The sequence below is a fragment of the Achromobacter sp. 2789STDY5608621 genome (assembly GCF_001299375.1).
Classification (GTDB): Bacteria; Pseudomonadota; Gammaproteobacteria; order Burkholderiales; family Burkholderiaceae_B; genus Achromobacter; species Achromobacter insuavis.
On record NZ_CYTU01000001.1, the window covers coordinates 533,347 to 550,925 of the forward strand.

The 17,579-nt window shown below is 72.6% G+C and carries 7 protein-coding genes; all 7 read left to right on the forward strand.

Annotated elements, in window-relative coordinates; genetic code table 11:
- The first annotated feature begins 20 nt into the window (after positions 1–20).
- Positions 21–716, forward strand: a complete 696-nt coding sequence (locus AOZ53_RS02460; protein WP_231690542.1) for an STN domain-containing protein — start codon at positions 21–23, stop codon at positions 714–716.
- Positions 706–1,260 carry an RNA polymerase sigma factor gene (locus AOZ53_RS02465; protein ID WP_054486722.1) on the forward strand — a complete coding sequence of 185 codons (555 nt, stop codon included), beginning with the start codon at positions 706–708 and terminating at the stop codon, positions 1,258–1,260. Before AOZ53_RS02460 ends, AOZ53_RS02465 begins: the two co-directional genes overlap by 11 nt.
- On the forward strand, positions 1,251–2,252 hold the full coding sequence (locus AOZ53_RS02470) for a FecR family protein (protein WP_054486723.1): 1,002 nt from the start codon (positions 1,251–1,253) through the stop codon (positions 2,250–2,252). The genes AOZ53_RS02465 and AOZ53_RS02470 overlap by 10 nt, the downstream gene beginning before the upstream one ends.
- 126 nt (positions 2,253–2,378) lie before the next feature.
- The gene (locus AOZ53_RS02475) at positions 2,379–15,041 is read left to right on the forward strand and encodes a filamentous haemagglutinin family protein (RefSeq protein WP_054486724.1); all 12,663 of its coding nucleotides are present in this window, start codon (positions 2,379–2,381) and stop codon (positions 15,039–15,041) included.
- Between the two features lie 171 nt (positions 15,042–15,212).
- Positions 15,213–15,911 (forward strand): STN domain-containing protein, encoded by a 699-nt coding sequence (locus AOZ53_RS02480; protein ID WP_054460516.1) that lies wholly within the window; start codon positions 15,213–15,215, stop codon positions 15,909–15,911.
- An 11-nt stretch (positions 15,912–15,922) separates the two neighbouring features.
- A complete protein-coding gene (locus AOZ53_RS02485; protein WP_231690410.1) occupies positions 15,923–16,459 on the forward strand; it encodes an RNA polymerase sigma factor in 537 nt (178 codons plus the stop codon).
- 4 nt (positions 16,460–16,463) lie between these two features.
- Positions 16,464–17,429: a FecR family protein gene (locus AOZ53_RS02490; protein WP_054486726.1), complete on the forward strand. Its 966-nt coding sequence runs from the start codon at positions 16,464–16,466 to the stop codon at positions 17,427–17,429.
- Positions 17,430–17,579: the final 150 nt, after the last annotated feature.

Sequence of the window (17,579 nt, forward strand, 5' to 3'; positions counted from 1 at the left end):
ATGCCTGGCATTTTTCCTCCATGTTGGCGTCGATGACCTTCGCCTGTCCGCCGGGCAGGGGCTGGATGCGGCACGTCTGCCTGGCGTTGGGGGTGTGGGCGTTGGCCGGCGCGAGCCGCGCCGAGGCGCCGCCGCGCGAGATGGCGTTCGCGATTGCCGCGCAGCCGCTGGACCAGGCGTTGGCGCAATACAGCCTGGACAGCGGCCTGACGGTGCTGGTCGACAGCGCCCTGACCGCCGGCCGCCATGCGCCCGCGGTGGTCGGCACCTATACCCCCGGGGATGCGTTGCGCAAGCTGCTGGCGGGATCGCCATTGGCGATCCGCTACGCCAGCGCGCATTCGTTCACGCTGGTGGCGGCGCCGCGCGAGCCGGCGGCCGCGCGGTCGGCCGCCGCGGCGCGGCTGCGCGACACGCCGTACGCGGCCGCGCTGCAAGGCGCGCTCAAGCGGGCGCTGTGCAAAGGACAGGGCGCCGAGCCGGGCCGCTATCGCGCCCTGGTCAAGCTGTGGTTCGACAAGGCCTGGCGCGTCGACCGCGTGGATTGGGTCTCGGATACCGGATCGGCGCCGCTGAATCGGCGGCTGGAGGCCGCGTTGCGCGGCGTGACGGCCGGACCGCTGCCGGGCGGCATGGCGCAGCCGGTGACGATCCTGCTGCAGGCGAGCGATGCGGATGATTGCGCCGCGCTGCGAGGGGCAAGCCATGCGGGATGACAAGCCGGCGGGTTCCCTGCGCGCCTTGTTCCTGGAGCGCTACAACGATTTTCGCAGCCAGCTCAAGCGCCGCCTGGGGTCGGACGACCTGGCGCACGACGCCATGCAGGAAGCCTTCCTGAAAGTGAACGACATGCCATCGAGCTCGTCGATCCAGCAGCCGGCGGCCTATCTGTTCCGGGTGGCGGTGAACATCGCCGAGGATCAGCGCCGCCGCGATTCGCGCCTGTTGACGGGGGTGGAGATCATCGAGCTGGTCGGCGCGACGGACGAGGCGGAGGACCCCGCGCGCATCGCGCAGGGCCGCAGCCAGATCGATGCGTTTCGCCGCGCCCTGCGGCAGCTGCCGGAGCGGACCCAGCAGATGCTGCTGGCCGCCCGGGTGCACGATGTGCCGCATGCCGAGATCGCCCGGCGCTACGGCGTGTCCGAGCGCATCGTATCCAAGGAGCTCAAGCGCGCCTTGGCCCATTGCGGCAAGGCGCTGCAAGCGCAGGAAGGACCCGCGCGGGACGCGGGCGAGGAAGACGAATCATGGCGCTGATGATGCTGCCGGGAAGGCGCGGGGGCGGACGGACGTCGCACGACCGCGATGCGCGCCATTGGTTGCTGACGCTGACCTCGGGCGCCGCCACCGAAGCGGATGCGGAGGCGTTCCGCGCCTGGCTGCGGGCGGACCCGGGGCACGAGGCCGCCTTCGCCGAACAGAAGCGGTTGTGGCAGGCGCTGGGGCCGGCGGTACGCGAAGAAGCGGCGGCGCGGGCCACGACGCGGCGTCCGTCGCGGTCGGGCCGGCGCGCGTTCCTGGGCGGCGCGGTGGCGGCGTCGGCGGCCTATCTGGCGTGGCGGCCGCCGTTGGGGCTGTGGCCCGGACTGGACGAGCTGGGCGCCGATTACCGCACGGCGACCGGCGAGCAGCGCCGGGTGGCGCTGGGAGATGCGCTGGAACTGGAACTGAACACGCAGACGCGCATCAATGTGCGGTCGGCGGCGGGGGCTTCGGCGGGCGCGGTGATCGAGCTGGCCGCGGGCGAGGCCGAGGTCCGCGTCGGCCGGCAGGCCGATGCGAATCCCGCGCTGCCGGCGCCGGTGGCGCAGGTGGTGGCGGGGGCGGGACGGGTCTCGGCGCGCGAGGCGCTGTTCAACCTGCGCTATCTGGGCGGCGAGGCCAGCCTGTGTTGCCTGGCCGGCAGCGTGCGGCTGGCGCACGCGCAGGGCACCTACGAGGTCGGCGCCGGCCAGGAGTTGCGCTACGACGACCGCCGGGTGATGCCGCCGGCGAAGGTGAACACCGAAGCCGTGACCGCCTGGCGGCGCGGCTGGCTGGTGTTCGACCGGGTGCCGCTGGCGGACGTCGTGGACGAGTTGAACCGCTATCGGCGCGGCCGGTTGGTGTTGCTCAACAGGCAGCTTGGCCAACGCCGGGTGCAGGCGCGCTTCGCGCTGGCGCAGGTGGCGGACGCCGAGCAGCTGATCCGCGACGCCTATGGCGCCGAGGTGACCCGGCTGCCGGGCGGCGTGGTGCTGCTGTCCTGAGCCGGCCGGCGCCGCGGCCCGGCGGGGTTCATGAATTATTTATGACAGGGTTCTGGTCGGCATTTTTCCATCCGTCTGTCTTGTTCTAGGTGGCGAACACCGCGATTGGAATAAGGAAAGACGATCATGCAGGCACGGTTGGCGCAACGCGGCGGTAAGGCATTCATGGCGCGCAAGACGGGGTGCCGCCGTCCAGACTGGCGCCCGACGCCGCTACGCCAGGCGCTGGCGGTGCTGCTGATCGCCGGCGGCTGGAGCGGCACGGCGCAGGCCCAGGCGCGGGCCTTCAGCCCGGGCTGGTTCGCCGACAAGAACGCGGTGCAGTCCACCGCGCAGCGCACCGGCCGCATGCCGGATGGCTCGCTGGCCGGCATCGGCAACAGCGCCCGCCAGCAGGCGCAATCGCGCCAGCAGCTGCAGCGCTCGCTGGACAACCTGAACCGCACCGCGGCGGCGGTGGCCGCGCAGCAGGCGGCGCAGGCGGCGGCGCGCGCGGCCGCGGCCGCCAACGGCACCGACGTGCCGGATGGCCTGGCGCCCGGCGGCTTGTGGGTGGCCGAGGGCGCGCTGGCCAAATGGGAAGGGGCCAAGGCGCCCAAGCCCGGCGCCGAGGGCGGACGCCAGCTGGTGACCATCGAGCAGACGCAATCGCGCGCCATCCTGAACTGGGACAGCTTCAACATCGGCCGCAACACCACGCTGCGGTTCAAGCAGGGCGCCGACGACGCGGTGCTGAACCGGGTGGTGGGCGCGGCGGCCCGGCCCAGCCAGATCCAGGGCGCGATCCAGGCCGACGGCACGGTGATGGTGGTCAACCAGAACGGGGTGATCTTCAGCGGCACCAGCCAGGTCAACGCCCGCAACCTGGTGGTCGCGGCCGCCACCATCACGGATGCGCAGTTCCGCGACAAGGGCCTGTATGCCGACAACGGCGCCCAGCCGACGTTCCAGGGCGCCCTGGGCCGCGTCGAGGTGCAGGCCGGCGCGCGCATTGCGACCGCCGCGTCCACCACCTCGACCTCGGGCGGCGGCTACGTGCTGCTGCTGGGCAAGGAGGCGGCCAATGCCGGCACGATCGACACGCCGGGCGGACAGGCGCTGCTGGCGGCCGGCGACAGTTTCGTCATCAAGCGCGGCCAGGGCACGGCGGGCAACCTGCTGTCGACCACCAAGGGCAATGAGGTCACGCCAGCGGGCGTGCCCGGACGGGTCGAGAACAGCGGCCTGATCCAGGCCGCCATGGGCGACGTGACCTTGACCGGCGGCGACGTGACGCAGCGCGGGGTGCTGCTGTCGAGCACGTCGGTGGACACGCGCGGCACCCTGCACCTGACCGCCGCCGGCGCGGACGGCAGGATCACCCTGGCCGAAGACAGCGTCGCCGCGATTCTGCTGGACCACAGCGGCGCCCTGGCGCTGGACAGCCAGCGCGACGGCCTGCGCGCGCCGCCGGCGGCGTCGACGTCTTCGCCGTGGCTGTCGGCCGGCGCCGACCGGCGCGAGCTGTCGCGGGTGGAGATCAGCAGCAGCGGCACGGTGGATTTCGCGTCGGGTTCCATCACGCTGGCCACCGGCGGCCAGATCGCCGTGCAGGCGGTGCGGCGCAGCCTGCTGCGCGACGGCGCCATCCTGGACGTGGCGGGCGCGGTGGGCGTGCCGGTCGCCATGGAAAACAACAATCTCAAGATCAACGTACAGGGCAACGAGCAGCGCGACGCGCCGGTCAACCGCGACAGCGGCAAGCTCAACAGCAATGACCTGTGGGTGGATATCCGCGACCTGGTGCTGGTGCCGGCTGGCACCAATGGCTACGCCACCGACCGCTGGTACACGGCTGGTGGGTTGCTGGAGGTCAGCGGCTATCTGGGCACGCAGGGGCATGCGGTCAACGAATGGATGGCGCAGGGCGGCAATGTCGAATTCACCGGCGGCGACGTGGTGACGCGCGCCGGCTCGCAGATCAACCTGTCCGGCGGCACGCTCGACGTGCAGGACGGCATGATCCGCCAGAGCTGGCTGCGCGGCGTGGACGGCAAGCTGTACGAGGCCTCGCGCGCGCCGGGCGACCTGGCCTACACCGGGCTGTACCAGGGCTACGAGGCGCGCAGCGAGCGCTGGGGCCAGACGCGCCGTTTCTACAACCCGCTGATCGCGCCGCTCGAACGCTTCGAGACCGGCTATACCGTGGGCCGTGATGCGGGCCGACTGCTGATCGGCACCCGCGCCGCGGTGCTGGAAGGGGAGCTGATCGGCACGACTTTCCAGGGGGATCGCCAGAATACGGCCCCGCAGGCCGGCCTGGACGGCTACCAGCAATCGCAGCGGGCCGCGGCGCGTGGCGCGCAACTGGTGGTCGGCACCTATACGCCGTACTACAACAAGACGACCGGCGCGGTGCAGTACGCGCTGGGCCGCAGCGAGGACACGGTGCGGCAGGTGGTGTTGTCGGAGCGCGTGGCGGCCATTGCCGCCGGCCTGGAGCTGGGCGACGCGCTGCCCGCCGATCGAGGCGGCGCGCTGTTGCTGGATACCGCCCGCTTGAACGGCTTCGAGTTGGGCGCCGTTCGCATCGCCGCCCAGGACATCGTCGCGCAGTCCGATCTGGCGGTGGCGCCGGGCGGCGACATCACGCTGTACGCGAACCGCGTGACGGTGGACGGCGCGCTGAGTGCGCGCGGCGGCAGTATCCGCCTGGGCAATGTGCTCAATCAGGTGACCTCGTCGGGCATGCTCGATACCTCCATCGGCGCCACGGCGTCCGACCGCCTGACGCTGGGCGCGGGCGGGCGGCTGGATACGTCGGGCCTGTGGACCAACCTGGCGCTGGCACCGGGTCTGACCGGCGCCATGCCCTACCTGAATGGCGGCAGCGTGTCGCTGCGCGGCAGCGGCGACATCCTGCTGGAGCGTGGCGGCGTGATCGACGTCGGCTCGGGCGCGGCGTTGCGCGCCAAGGGCAAGCTGACCGGCGGCAAGGGCGGCAACGTCACCATCGAAACGGTGATGAGCGGCGCCGCCATGGGACGCCTGGACCTGGGCGCCGAACTGCGCGGCTACGGCGTGGACGGCGGCGGCACCCTGGCGGTGACGGCGGGCAAGGTGGCGCTGGGCGCGACGCCGTCGCAGGCCGACGCCGACGTGCTGGCGCTGGCGGCGCCGTTCTTCCAGCGCGGCTTCGCGCGCTACGAGATCATCGGCAGCCGTGGCGTGACCGTGGCCGACGGCGCCCGCATCGAGGTGTCGATGCCGGTATACCGGCCGGTCGCGCAGGCGGGCGGCGTGCCCACCGGCGCCGAGGCCGCCACGGCGCTGCAAGCCTGGCTGCCGCCTGTCTATCTGCATGACGCGGTGGCGGGGACGGTGACGCGGCGGCGCGGCGCCAGTCTGTCGCTGCAGAGCGGGCGCACCCTCGGCCCGGTCGGCGCGGACAGCGATACGACGCTGCTGATCGGCCAGGGGGCCCAGGTGACGGTGGACCCGGGCCAGACCATCAAGTTGCGCGGCGCCGGCCAGATCACGGTGCTGGGCGGGCTGACGGCCGCGGGCGGCAAGATCGACATCCGGCAATTGCGCCTGGGCGACATCGATGTCGCCGAGTCGGTCGAGACCGCGGATGGCCAGCTGCACAACCGCTCGATCTGGATCGGCGAGCGGGCGGTGCTGGACGTGGCCGGCCGGGCGCAGTCCGGCATCGATGCGCAGGGCCGCCGGTACGGCGTGGCGGACGCGGGCGGCGTGATCGTGATCGGCGGCGAAATCGACCATGCGCGCGCCACCGCGACCTCGTCGGACGCCTACGTGATCGTGCGGCCGGGCGCGGTGCTGGATGCCTCGGGCGCCGGCGTGGACGTGGACATCAACGGGGTCGGCCCGCTGCGGCTGGAGCGTGACGGCGGCCGCATTTCGCTCAGCTCGTATAACGGCCTGCACCTGGACGGCGCCTTCATCGCGCGCGCCGGCGGCGCCAGCGCCATGGGCGGCACGCTCGATGTCGCGCTGGAAACGCCGCTCTACCGCATCTGGGGCGAGGGCGTCGCCGGCATGCCGGTGCAGGTGCCGCGCGAGCTGGTGCTGGCGCCGGGCGCGGGCGGCCTGTTGGATGCCGCCCTGACGCCGGGCGCGGCGGCCGATGGCCTGCGCTACGGGCAGACAAGGCTGGACGCCGCGCGCCTGACGGCCGCGGGCGGCTTCGATCACCTGGGGCTGCTGGCCAACGGCCTGATGTCGTTCGACGGCGCGGTCGATGTGGCGGTGGCGGGCAGCATGCGGCTGTACGCCAGCGCCTATTCGCTGGCGCCGGACGCCGCTGCGCGGACCCGGGTCAACCTGGCGGCGCCCTATGTGCGGCTGTCCGGCCCGGGCACGTACTTCGCCACCAATGGCATGCTGCGGCCGCGGGTGCTGTTCGGCGATGCGCCCGATGTGGGGGCGGGGGTGTTCACGGTGCGCGCCGGCAGTCTGCTGGAGGTGGGCAACAGCCTGTCGTTCGGCACCCAGGGCAGCATCAACCGCAGCGTGGGCGGCCTGTTGACCGTGGCGCGCAGCGGCTTTGACCGGGTGGCGCTGAACAGCGGCGGCGACCTGCGCTTCCTGCGGCACAACGACGACCAGCCGCGCACGCGCCTGTGGACCCGGGGCGACCTCGACCTGACCGCCGCGCAGCTGTATCCGGTCACGGGGGCCGAGGCCGAACTGCTGGCCGGCTATACCCGCAATCCGCAGTCTGGCGTCAACGTTTTCGATCCGACCCGCACGCTGCGGGTGGGCCGCGCGGGCGACGCGGGCGCCGCGCTGCCGGCCGTGCCGTATTCGGCCTTCGGCACCTTGCGCCTGGCCGCGGCCAGCGTGGAGCAGGGCGGCGTGCTGCGCGCGCCGCTGGGCACGATCGTGCTGGGCGACCTGAGTTCAGCGGTCGGCACGCAGCGCCTGACCTTGCTGCCCGGCAGCGTCACGTCCGTCAGCGGCGCCGGCCTGTGGATGCCGTATGGCGGCACCACCGATGGCGTGTCGTACAAATTCCAGGGCGCCGAGGTGGCCTTGCCGGGCGCCGGCGGCGCGGTCGGCCAGGGCCAGGGCGCGTCGCTGCGCACCGGCATCACGCTGGGGTTCCGCGACGTGGACGCGCTGCCGGGATCCTTGCTGGACCTGTCGGGCGGCGGCGAACTGACCGGCGCGGGGTTCGTGTCCGGCCGTGGCGGTTCGACCGACGCGCGCTACTTCCCGCTGGTCCGCAACGATCCCAAGGGCGGCTTCACGCTGCCGGGGCTGGCCACCAATCCGGTGTACGCCATCGTGCCCGGCGCACAGCCGGGCTATGCGCCGGCGGGCGGCGAGGCCGGCGCGTCGACGCCGGGCGTGGGGCGGCAGATCACGCTGGGCGACGGCGTTCCCGGCCTGCCGGCCGGCACCTATACCTTGATGCCCTCCACCTACGCCTTGCTGCCCGGCGCCTTCCGGGTCGAGATCAACGGCCAGGCGGCGGCCGGCGCGGCCATCGCGCCGCTGCAGATGCGCAACCTGTCGTGGGCCGCCAGCGGCGTGCTGTCCACCGCCGGGGTCGGCGCGGCGGACCGCCTGGCGAGCCAGGTGATCCTGACGCCCGCGAACGTGCTGCGCACCTATTCGCAGTACAACGAAATGAGCTATGCCAGTTTCGTGCGGGCCGACGCGGCGACGCGCGGCGTGCCGCGCGCCATGCTGCCGGCCGACGCGCGCACCCTGCGCCTGGTGATCCATGCCGGTTCGCAGGACGGGCAGGCGTTGCGCTTCGAGGGGCTGGCCAATTTCAACGGGGCGCCGGGCGGTTTCGGTGGCACCGCGGCGCTCAATGGCGGCAGTTCAAGTATCGAAATCCTGGCGGCGGGCCAGGCGCCGACCGCCGGCTTTGGCGGCGCGTCGGTGCATGCCGACGCCTTGGCCGCGCTGGGCGCCAGCCGCCTGGTGATCGGCGCGCTGCCGGTGGTGCTGTACGGGCAGGGCGGGCGCTTCTATACCTTCCAGGGCGGCGCCAACGAGGTGGTGATGCGGTCCGGCGCCCAGTTGGCGGTGCCGGAGGTGCTGATCTCGTCACGGGTGATCGAGATCGAGGCGGGCGCGGGCATTTCCACGCTCGGACGCGGCGCGCCGTCGGTGGATTCGACCGGCGGCTATGCCTTCCAGCCCGGCAGCGCCGGCCTGCTGGCGCTGTCCAATGGCCGCCTGGATGTGCTGGCGCCCGACAGCACGGTCACGGGCGCGATCCGCATCGGCACCTGCGCGACCGGCGCCTGCGAGGCGGTGACGCGGCTGTATTCCGAGGGCACCATCGCCGTCGCCACCAATGGCGTGTTCGATCTGGGTGAACAGGTGCGCTACGGCACCCGCAACCTGGCGCTGGCCGTCGGCACCGTCAATGTCGGCACCACTGAAGCGCTGCAGCAGGCCGCCGCGCGCGGCGTGCTGCCCAGCGGCTTGACGCTGAACCAGGCCATCCTGGCGCGCCTGTTGCGCGGCGATGCCAGCGCCGGGGCCCCGGCGCTCGAGATGCTGACGCTGACGGCGCGCGAAGCCGTGAATTTCTACGGCACCGTGGCGCTGGACACGCGCGACCCGGCCACCGGCAACTACCGCATGGCGACGCTGGCGCTGGGCACGCCGGCCCTCTATGGCTATGGCGAGGCCGGCGACGTGGCGTCGATCTACGCCCGCAACCTGGTCTGGAACGGCGCGGTGCAGGCGCCTGGCGCGGTCGCGGCGGGCGGGGCCGGCACCGGCCGGGGGGCGTTGCGGATCGAGGCCGAGCGCATCGAGTTCGGCTACGGCCAGGGCGCGCAACCGAATGGCCTGGATGACAACGCCCGCCTGGCGCTGGGCTTTGCCGGCGTCACGCTGAACGCCAGCGACCGCATCACCGCGAACCATCGCGGCAGTCTGGCGGTGTACCAATCGCAAGGCGCTTACACCAGCGGCAGCGGCTATGCCTACAGCGGCGGCAATCTCACGCTCAACACCCCCTTGCTGACCGGCGCGGCGGGCTCCGTCAACCGCATCACGGCGGGCGGCGACGTGCGTGTGCTGGCCGCCGTGGGGGCGCCCGCGGCGCAGGACACGGTGCAGGCGCTGGGCGCGGAGTTGAGCCTGGCCGGCGCCAATGTCCGGGTCGACGGCGTGATCGCGTTGCCCAGCGGCAAGCTGACGCTGCAGGGCCGCGACAGCGTGCTGCTGGCGGACGGATCGAAGCTCGACCTGGCCGGTCGCGCCATCGCGTTCAATGACGTGCTGCGCTACAGCTGGGGCGGCGACCTGGTGCTGGAAAGCAGCCAGGGCGGCATCCGCCAGGAGGCCGGGTCGCTGATCGACCTGTCGGCGCGCGACAACGACGCGGGCAACCTGCGCGCGGTGGCGCTGGCGGCCGCCGATGGCGAGGTGGCCTTGCTGGGCCGCATCCTGGGCGGCAGCTCGGGCCGTTACGACGCGGGCGGCACCGAGGTGCCGTATCGGGCGGGCAGTGTCGAGGTCCGCGCGCAGCGCCTCGGCGCGCCCGGCAGTCTGAACGCCGACTTCGAGGCCCTGAACCGCCGCCTGAACGAGGGCGGCGTGACGGGCGCGCGCAGCTTCCAGGTCAAGCAGGGCAGCCTGACGCTGGGCGACGCGCTGCGGGCCAACGATATCAACCTGTCGATCGACGGCGGCAGCCTGACCGTGGTCGGCCGGGTCGATGCCAGCGGCGAACGGGTCGGGCGCATCCGGCTGGCGGCGCGCGACGGCCTGACGCTGGCCTCCAGCGCGGTGCTGGACGCGCACGGCACGGTGTTGCGGGTGGACAGCTACGGCAGGATCATTGACGCGCCCAACCGGGCGGTGGTCGAGTTGAGCTCGGGCCAGGGCGTGCTGACGCTGGCGGGCGGCGCCCGCATCGACCTGCGCCACGGCACCGCGGCTGCGCCGGGCGCCGCCGCCGGGCAGCACGATGGCGCGGCGCGCGGCACGCTGGATCTCATGGCGCCGCGCATCGACGCCGCGGGCAATGCCGGGCTCAATGGCGACGGGGCGCCGGGGGCGGCCGCGACCTACGGCGACATCGCCATCGACGCGCGCGGCCCGCTCACGATCGACGGCGCCAAGGCCATCAACCTGACCGCCATGCAGCGCTATGACGACGCCCGCCCGGGCGATCCGGCCGACCGCGCCGGCGGCCGTGAATACCAGATCATCGACCAGGCCTACCTGGAGGCCAAGCACGCGGACAGCCGGGAATTCATCCGCCTTGCCCTGCTCAACGGCAATCTGCTGGACGGCAAGCTGGCGGGCCTGAACAACGCGACCTACCGCGACGTGTTCCATCTGCGTCCCGGCGTGGAAATCGTCAGCCGCACCGCCGACGGCGACCTGGTGGTGCAGGGCGACCTGGACCTGTCGCGCTATCGCTACGCCAGCCTGAATCCGCGATCGCCGGTGACCTCGGCCTACGGCTCGGGCGAGGCGGGCGCGCTGATCCTGCGGGCCAAGGGCAACCTGGACGTCTACGGCAGCATCAACGACGGCTTCGCGCCGCCGCCGGCATCGCCGGACGATGAGAGCGGCTGGGTCCTGACCCCCGGCGCGCAGCCCTTCGGCGGCGACGTGGTGCTGCCGCGCGGCGGGGTGCAACTGGCCGACGGCACCGAGTTCCCGGGCGGCAAGACCTTGAACTACCCCTTGCCGCTGCAGGCCACCACGCTGGCGGCCGGCACCCGGCTGCCCGTGGAAGCGGTGCTGGACCAGCCGCTGTCGCTGGCCGCCGGCACGGTGCTGTCGGGCGACGTGCGCGACGCCGGCGGGCAACTGCTGTACGCCGCGGGCACGGTCCTGGAGCACGCGCTCGACCTGCCGGCGCAGACCCGCCTGGGCGCGGGCACCTTGCTGACCCGTGGCACGGCCCTGAAGGCATTCACCTGGCCGGCCAACGTGGCCCTGCCCAATCGGTACACCACCCAGGCCTACGAGCCCAACGTGTTGCTGATGGCGGGCACCATCACGCTGCAGCAGGGGGCGTTGATTCCCTCGCAGACCAAGCTGGTGTTCCCGGAGGGCACGGATTACGTGGAGCTGCGGCCGGGCACCGCGGCGGACCAGCGGCGCAACTGGGCGCTGGCCAGGATGCTGCCCGCCGGCAGCCAGTCGTGGTCGGTGCAGCTGACGGCGGGCGCGGACCTGGACGCGGCCGACCGGCGCCAGGTGCTGCCCGGGCCGGGCGCGGGCAAGCTGACGCTGGCCGACACGCACTACAACGCCACCCTGGTGAAGGGGGCCGGCCTGGTGTGGGGGCCGGACGGCGAGGCGTCCGGCTTCGAGCCCGGCAAGCCGGTGCCGGACGACATGTTGTGGCTGTGCGACGTGGTGGAGGGCCTGTGCCTGCCGCCGCCGCGCTGGGTCTGGGCCAAGGACAACTGGTGGGGCCAGCCCGAAGGTTCGCCAGTGGCCGACGCGGACCTGGGGGTCTGCGAGGGGTTTCCGGACCAGTGCGTCGAGAACAAGCAGACCACCACCGTCGCCACGCATACGCAGAACTTCAGCGTGCTGCGCACCGGCACCGGCGACCTGGACCTGGTGGCCGGCGGCGACATCAGCCTGATGTCGGCCTATGGCGTCTACACGGCCGGCACGCAATCGGCCAACGTGGCGCCGGCCTACCAATTGCCGCGCGGCCGCTACGGCAGCACGGTGCTGGGCGACGCTTACGCCAGCAACTACGAACCCTTCGTTGCCGCCGGCGCCGGCTATCAGGCCTGGTATCCCGAAGCGGGCGGCAACTTCAGCCTGTACGCCGGCGGTGCGCTGCGCGGGGACGTCTGGGGCAAGACCGTGGCCGGCAACTACGACGGGCGCGTGATCGACCCCAGTGTCGGCATCGGCAACTGGCTGTGGCGCCAGGGCAGCGGCAGCGCCAATGGCGGCGACACGCCCACGGCATGGTGGATCAACTTCGGCAGCTATGCGCCGGCGCGGCCCGAGTTCAAGGATTCGACGCCCGTGCTGGTGGGCTTCACCGGTTTCGGCGCGCTGGGCGGCGGCAACGTCAGCGTGCGCACGGACGGCGATGCCGGCAATATCGAATCGCGCGGATCGATCGCCTATCCGCGCGGCCAGGGGCTGGTCGTCGCCGTGGGCGGCACCGGCCGCGTCGCGGCCGATGGCAGCGTGGTGCTGACGGGCGGCGGCGATATCGACATGCGCATCGGCGGGGCCCTCAATCCGACGCAGAGCGCGCGCGGACGGGTGTCGTCCACCGGGGGGGCGACGCCGTACTACGGCGATCCCGCGATCGACCTGCAGGGCGCCCTGATCAACCTGCGCGGCAACGTCAGGCTGACGGGCGGCGCGGTCGGCGGCCTGGATCTGCAATACGGCAACAATGCTTCGCTGCAGGATGCCAAGGACAGCCGCGGCTACGATCCCTACACCGCCACCCTGGCCAGCGCCACGGGCGGCCTGGCGCTGATCCCTGGCGACGCGGTGATCCGCCTGGATACGCGCGGCGATCTGGTGGTCGGCGGGGCCAGCGATCCGGGCCGCGTGGCCGTGCCGAACAGCACGCCGTTCCGGCTGCGCGACGGCACGCCGATGACGGGAGGCGGCACCACCTGGTTCTCGCTCTGGACCGACAACACCGCGATCACCCTGTCGAGCGCGGGCGGCAACCTGACGCCCAGCCGGCAGACGTCGCACAGCGCCAAGGGCATGGCGTTGCAGACCGGGCTCAATACCTCGGCGTCGGACGCGCGCTATCTCTATCCGTCGATCCTGCGCGCGACGGCCTACGATGGCAGTATCTATGCGGGGGTGTCGGCGGGCTATCTGAACACGGAAGACACCGGCCGGCCGTATTCGTTGACGTTGGCGCCGGGCGCGCGCGGGCAGCTGGAATTGCTGGCGGGCGACTCGATCTACGCGGGCGGTTACGCCATCAATCGCTCGGGCGCCGATCCCGCCAGCGTGGCCAGTGTCCGCACGCCCGCCTTTGCCGGCTATGCCTCGCAGGCCAGCCAGGCGCCTGTCCTGAGCAACCGGGGCTCGATCGGCGGCCTCCTGGAGCGCGATCTGCATTTCCCGCTGTTCTATTTCGGCACGCCGACCGCAAGCGCGGCAGGCTCGGGCGCGGTGACCCGGCTGTATGCCCGCGATGGCGACATCGTCGGGTTGCGCAGCGGTGAAACGCTGACCGTGCTCAAGGGCGACAGCCAGGGCCAGACCTGGTACGAAGCGGCGGGGCCGGTCTGGATGATGGCCGGGCGCGATATCGTCGCGTCGGGCACCGGGCCGGGCGCGCAGCTCGACGTGCCGTCGAGCAACGGCTACAACCTGGGCAGCGGCGGGGGCGCGTGGGTGGGATCGAGCGGCAACCTGTTCCTGCACCGCGATGCGGGCGAGGTTTCCCGGGTGTCCGCCGGCCGCGACATTCTCTACAGCTCGTTCCAGGTGGCCGGCCCCGGCGCGCTGGAAGTGTCGGCGGGCCGGCAGGTGCTCATGGCCGACCAGGCCTCGATCACCAGCCTGGGCGCGGTGATGCCCGGCGACCGCCGTCCCGGCGCATCGATCGCCGTGCTGGCGGGCGTCGGCGCGGCCGGGCCGGACTATGCGGGATTCCTGGCGCGTTACCTGGATACGCGGGCCGCGGATCCGGGCCGGCCGCTGACGGACCAGGGCTTGGCGTTCAAGACCTATCAGGCGGAACTGCTGCTGTGGCTGACGCAACACCATGATTTCGCCGGCAGCGTGGACGACGCGCGCGCCTATTTCAACGCGCTGCCCGCCGAGCAGCGCAACCTCTTCGCGCGCCAGGTGTACTTTGCCGAGCTGCGCGCCGGCGGCCGCGAATACAACGACAAGTCCAGCGCCCGCTACGGCAGCTACCTGCGCGGCCGCCAGGCCATTGCCGCGCTGTTCCCGGACACCGCGCCCGGGGCCTACCAGGGCGATATCACGCTGTATGGCGGCGCCGGCATCCGCAGCACCTTCGGCGGCGACATTCAGTTGCTGACGCCGGGCGGGCAGCAGGTGTTCGGCCTGGAAGGGGCCGCGCCGCCCGCCACCGCCGGCATCATCACCCAGGGCGAGGGCAGCATCCAGCTCTACGCGCTGGGCAGCATCCTGCTGGGGCAGAGCCGGGTCATGACCACTTTCGGCGGCGGCATCACCGCCTGGTCGGCGCAAGGCGACATCAACGCCGGCCGTGGCGCCAAGACGACCGTGCTGTACGCCCCGCCCAAGCGCGTCTACGACACGGTCGGCAATGTGACGCTGTCGCCCAATGCGCCCGGCACCGGCGCGGGCATCGCGACGCTGGCGCCGCTGCCGGAGGTGCCGGCCGGCGACGTCGACCTGTATGCGCCGCTGGGCACCATCGACGCGGGCGAAGCCGGCATCCGGGTGTCGGGCAACGTCAACATCGCGGCGCTGCAGGTGGTGAACGCCGCCAACATCCAGGCCCAGGGCGAGAGCAAGGGCGTGCCGGTGACGGCGTCGGTCAATACCGGCGCGATGTCGTCGGCCAGCGCCGCGGCGGCCTCGGCGGTGGGGGCGGCGCAGGAGTCGGCGCAGCGCGCCCAGAGCCAGGCGCGGCAGAACCAGCCGTCGGTGATCAGCGTGCAGATCCTGGGGTATGGCGAGGAGCCGGTGGCCGGCGCCAGCATGGCGCCGCCGCCCGGGCCGACCGCGGCCGCGAACCGCTATGACGCGGCCAGCGCCGTGCAGGTGCTGGGCGCCGGCGCGCTGGACGACAGCGAGATGCGGCAACTGAGCGCGCAGGAGCGGGGCAAGCTGGCGATGTGAGCCGCGCCGGGGGGCGTGACGCGTGCGTGACGGTTGCCTGCCCGATGGCCGGCAACTGTCACGAGCGCGTCACCCGACCGTCATATCCGCTCGCTACCATGCCGCTTCCGCCCTGCCTCCGGCCACCACCGGGGCGCAGTCGCCACGCCATCTTAGAGACATCGGGGTGTTATGACAGTCACGCAGGCGCCTGGGGCCGCTTGGGCGTTCGCCTGCTGGTTCGCGCTCGGACTGGCGGTGCTGCCGCCGGCCGCGCTGGCCCAGCAGCGGACGGCGGACACGGCGTTGATCCCGTTCGACATCGCCGCGCAGCCGCTGGACGCGGCCCTGGCCGCGTACACCCAGGCCACCGGCATGGCGGTGCTGGTGACCAGCCGCCTGACGGCCGGCCGCCAGGGCAGCGCGGTGCGCGGCCGGCTGGCGCCGCGCGAGGCCTTGCGCCTGCTGCTGGCGGGCACCGGCCTGCAGGCCCGCTACAGCAGCGCGTCGGCCTTCACGCTGGTGGAAGCGGCCGCCAGCGCGCCCGCGCCGCGCGCGCCGGCCACGGCGCCGTCGCCGGCGGCGGTGACGCGCTATGCCGGCGTCCTGCAGAACACCGTGACGCGCGCGTTGTGCCAGTGGACCGGCGCGCAGTTCGGCCGCTACCGCGCCTCGCTGCAGCTGTGGATCGGCCGCAATGGCGTGGTGCGCCAGGCGCGGGTGCTGTCGGGCACCGGCGACGCGCGCCGCGACGAGGCGCTGGCCGGCGTGCTGTCCGGACTCATCATGGATGCGCCGCCGCCGGCCGACCTGCCGCAGCCGGTGACCATCGTGCTGGCGCCGCGGCCCGATCCGCGGACCGATTGCCGGCTGGCCGGCGCCGCGGGCTGAACCGCATGTCCATGACCGGCGACGCCCTGCGCAACCTGTTCCTGTCCAAGTACCAGGAATTCCGCAAGCGCCTGCGCATCCGGCTGGGGTCGGAAGACCTGGCCAACGACGCCATGCAGGAGGCCTGGCTGCGGGTCGACAGCCTGGCCGAGACCGCGCCGGTCGAGTATCCGGCCGCCTATCTCTTCAAGATCGCCTCGAACATCGCCGAGGACCAGCGCCGCGCCAATGCCCGCATCCTGTCCATGGCCGAGATCGAGGAGCTGTACGACATGGCCGACGAGGCCGCTGGCCCGGCCCAGGTGGCCGAGGGCCGCGAGCAACTGGCGGCGCTGGAGGCGGCGCTGGCCGAGCTGCCGCGCCGGCGCCAGGCGATCGTGATCGCGGCGCGGGTCGACGAGGTGCCGCACCGCGAGATCGCCGAGCGTTTCGGCATTTCGGTGCGGACCGTGGAAAAGGAATTGCGCGCGGGGCTGGAGCACTGTTGCGGGAAATTGGAAAAAAAGTATGTCCAGCGCTACGGTCCCCAGGCCCGGGAAACGTCTTAGACCCATGACGACCCTCTTCAGACGCTCCCGCCCCGGCGGCGACCCCGCGGCCGCGCTCCAGCGCGAGGCCCAGGCGTGGGTCGTGCGGCTGGCCTCGGGCCAGGCCAGCGTGGCCGATGGCGAGGCCTTCCGCCGCTGGTGCGCGCAGAGCGCCGAGCACGCGCGCGTCTTCAAGGAAACGCGCGGCGCCTGGCAGCAGCTGGCGCCGGCGGCGCGCCAGTTGCAGGCCGCGCAGGCGCGCCGCGCCCGCGTCGCGCGGCCGGCGCGGCGCGCGTTCCTGGGCGGCGCGGTGGCGGCCTGCGGCGCGTGGCTGGCGTTCAAGCCGCCGCTGGGCCTGTGGCCGGCGGTGGACGAATTGACCGCGGATGTGCGCAGCGGCACCGGCGAACAGCGCCGCGTGGCGCTGGCGGGCGACGCCAGCGTGCAGCTCAATACCCAGACCCGCATCAACCTGTCGCGCAGCGGCCCGGCGCAGCAGATCGATCTGCTGGCCGGCGAGGTCGAGCTGCTGACGTCCGGCCAGCTGGTCAGCCTGACGGCGGGCGCGGGTCGCGTCAGCGCCACCTCGGGGTGCGTCAACGTGCGCTACACCGATGGCCTGGTGCGCGTGACCTGCCTGGAGGGCAGCGCCCGCGTCGCGCTGCGCAAGGACTCCATTGAATTGACGGCCGCGCAGCAGGTGGTGCTGGGCGCCGGCGGCGCCAGCGGGCCGCAAAGGGTGGACCCCGACCAGGTCACGGCGTGGCGCCGCGGCGTGCTGGAATTCAACAATGTGCCGCTGGCGCAGGTGGTCGACGAGATCAACCGCTATCGCCCCGGCCGCATCGTGTTGGTGAGCGACCGGCTGGCGGGCAGCCTGGTGCAGGCGCGCTTTTCGCTGGACCAGCTGGCCGACGCCGCGCAACTGATCCGCGATGCCTATGGCGCCCAGGTCACGTCGCTGCCGGGCGGGATCGTGCTGCTGAGCTGAGCGCCGTCGCGCGCATTGTCCCAAACGTGAAATATGAATTTTTTGTGAAAAGGCGCAGTCGATGACGCTTGAAGCGGTCTAGGCACCCATGCGCAGAACTGCCCGGTCCGCGTCGCCGTTTTTTCCGGCGTGCCGGTCCTGGCGCTGCAG

Excerpts from the sequence above, each read along its gene's own strand:
- AOZ53_RS02465 (WP_054486722.1), top strand. The coding sequence starts at position 706 with ATGCGGGATGACAAGCCGGCGGGTTCCCTGCGCGCCTTGTTCCTGGAG.
- AOZ53_RS02470 (WP_054486723.1), top strand. The coding sequence starts at position 1,251 with ATGGCGCTGATGATGCTGCCGGGAAGGCGCGGGGGCGGACGGACGTCG.
- AOZ53_RS02460 (WP_231690542.1), top strand. The coding sequence starts at position 21 with ATGTTGGCGTCGATGACCTTCGCCTGTCCGCCGGGCAGGGGCTGGATG.
- AOZ53_RS02480 (WP_054460516.1), top strand. The coding sequence starts at position 15,213 with ATGACAGTCACGCAGGCGCCTGGGGCCGCTTGGGCGTTCGCCTGCTGG.
- AOZ53_RS02475 (WP_054486724.1), top strand. The coding sequence starts at position 2,379 with ATGCAGGCACGGTTGGCGCAACGCGGCGGTAAGGCATTCATGGCGCGC.
- AOZ53_RS02485 (WP_231690410.1), top strand. The coding sequence starts at position 15,923 with ATGACCGGCGACGCCCTGCGCAACCTGTTCCTGTCCAAGTACCAGGAA.
- AOZ53_RS02490 (WP_054486726.1), top strand. The coding sequence starts at position 16,464 with ATGACGACCCTCTTCAGACGCTCCCGCCCCGGCGGCGACCCCGCGGCC.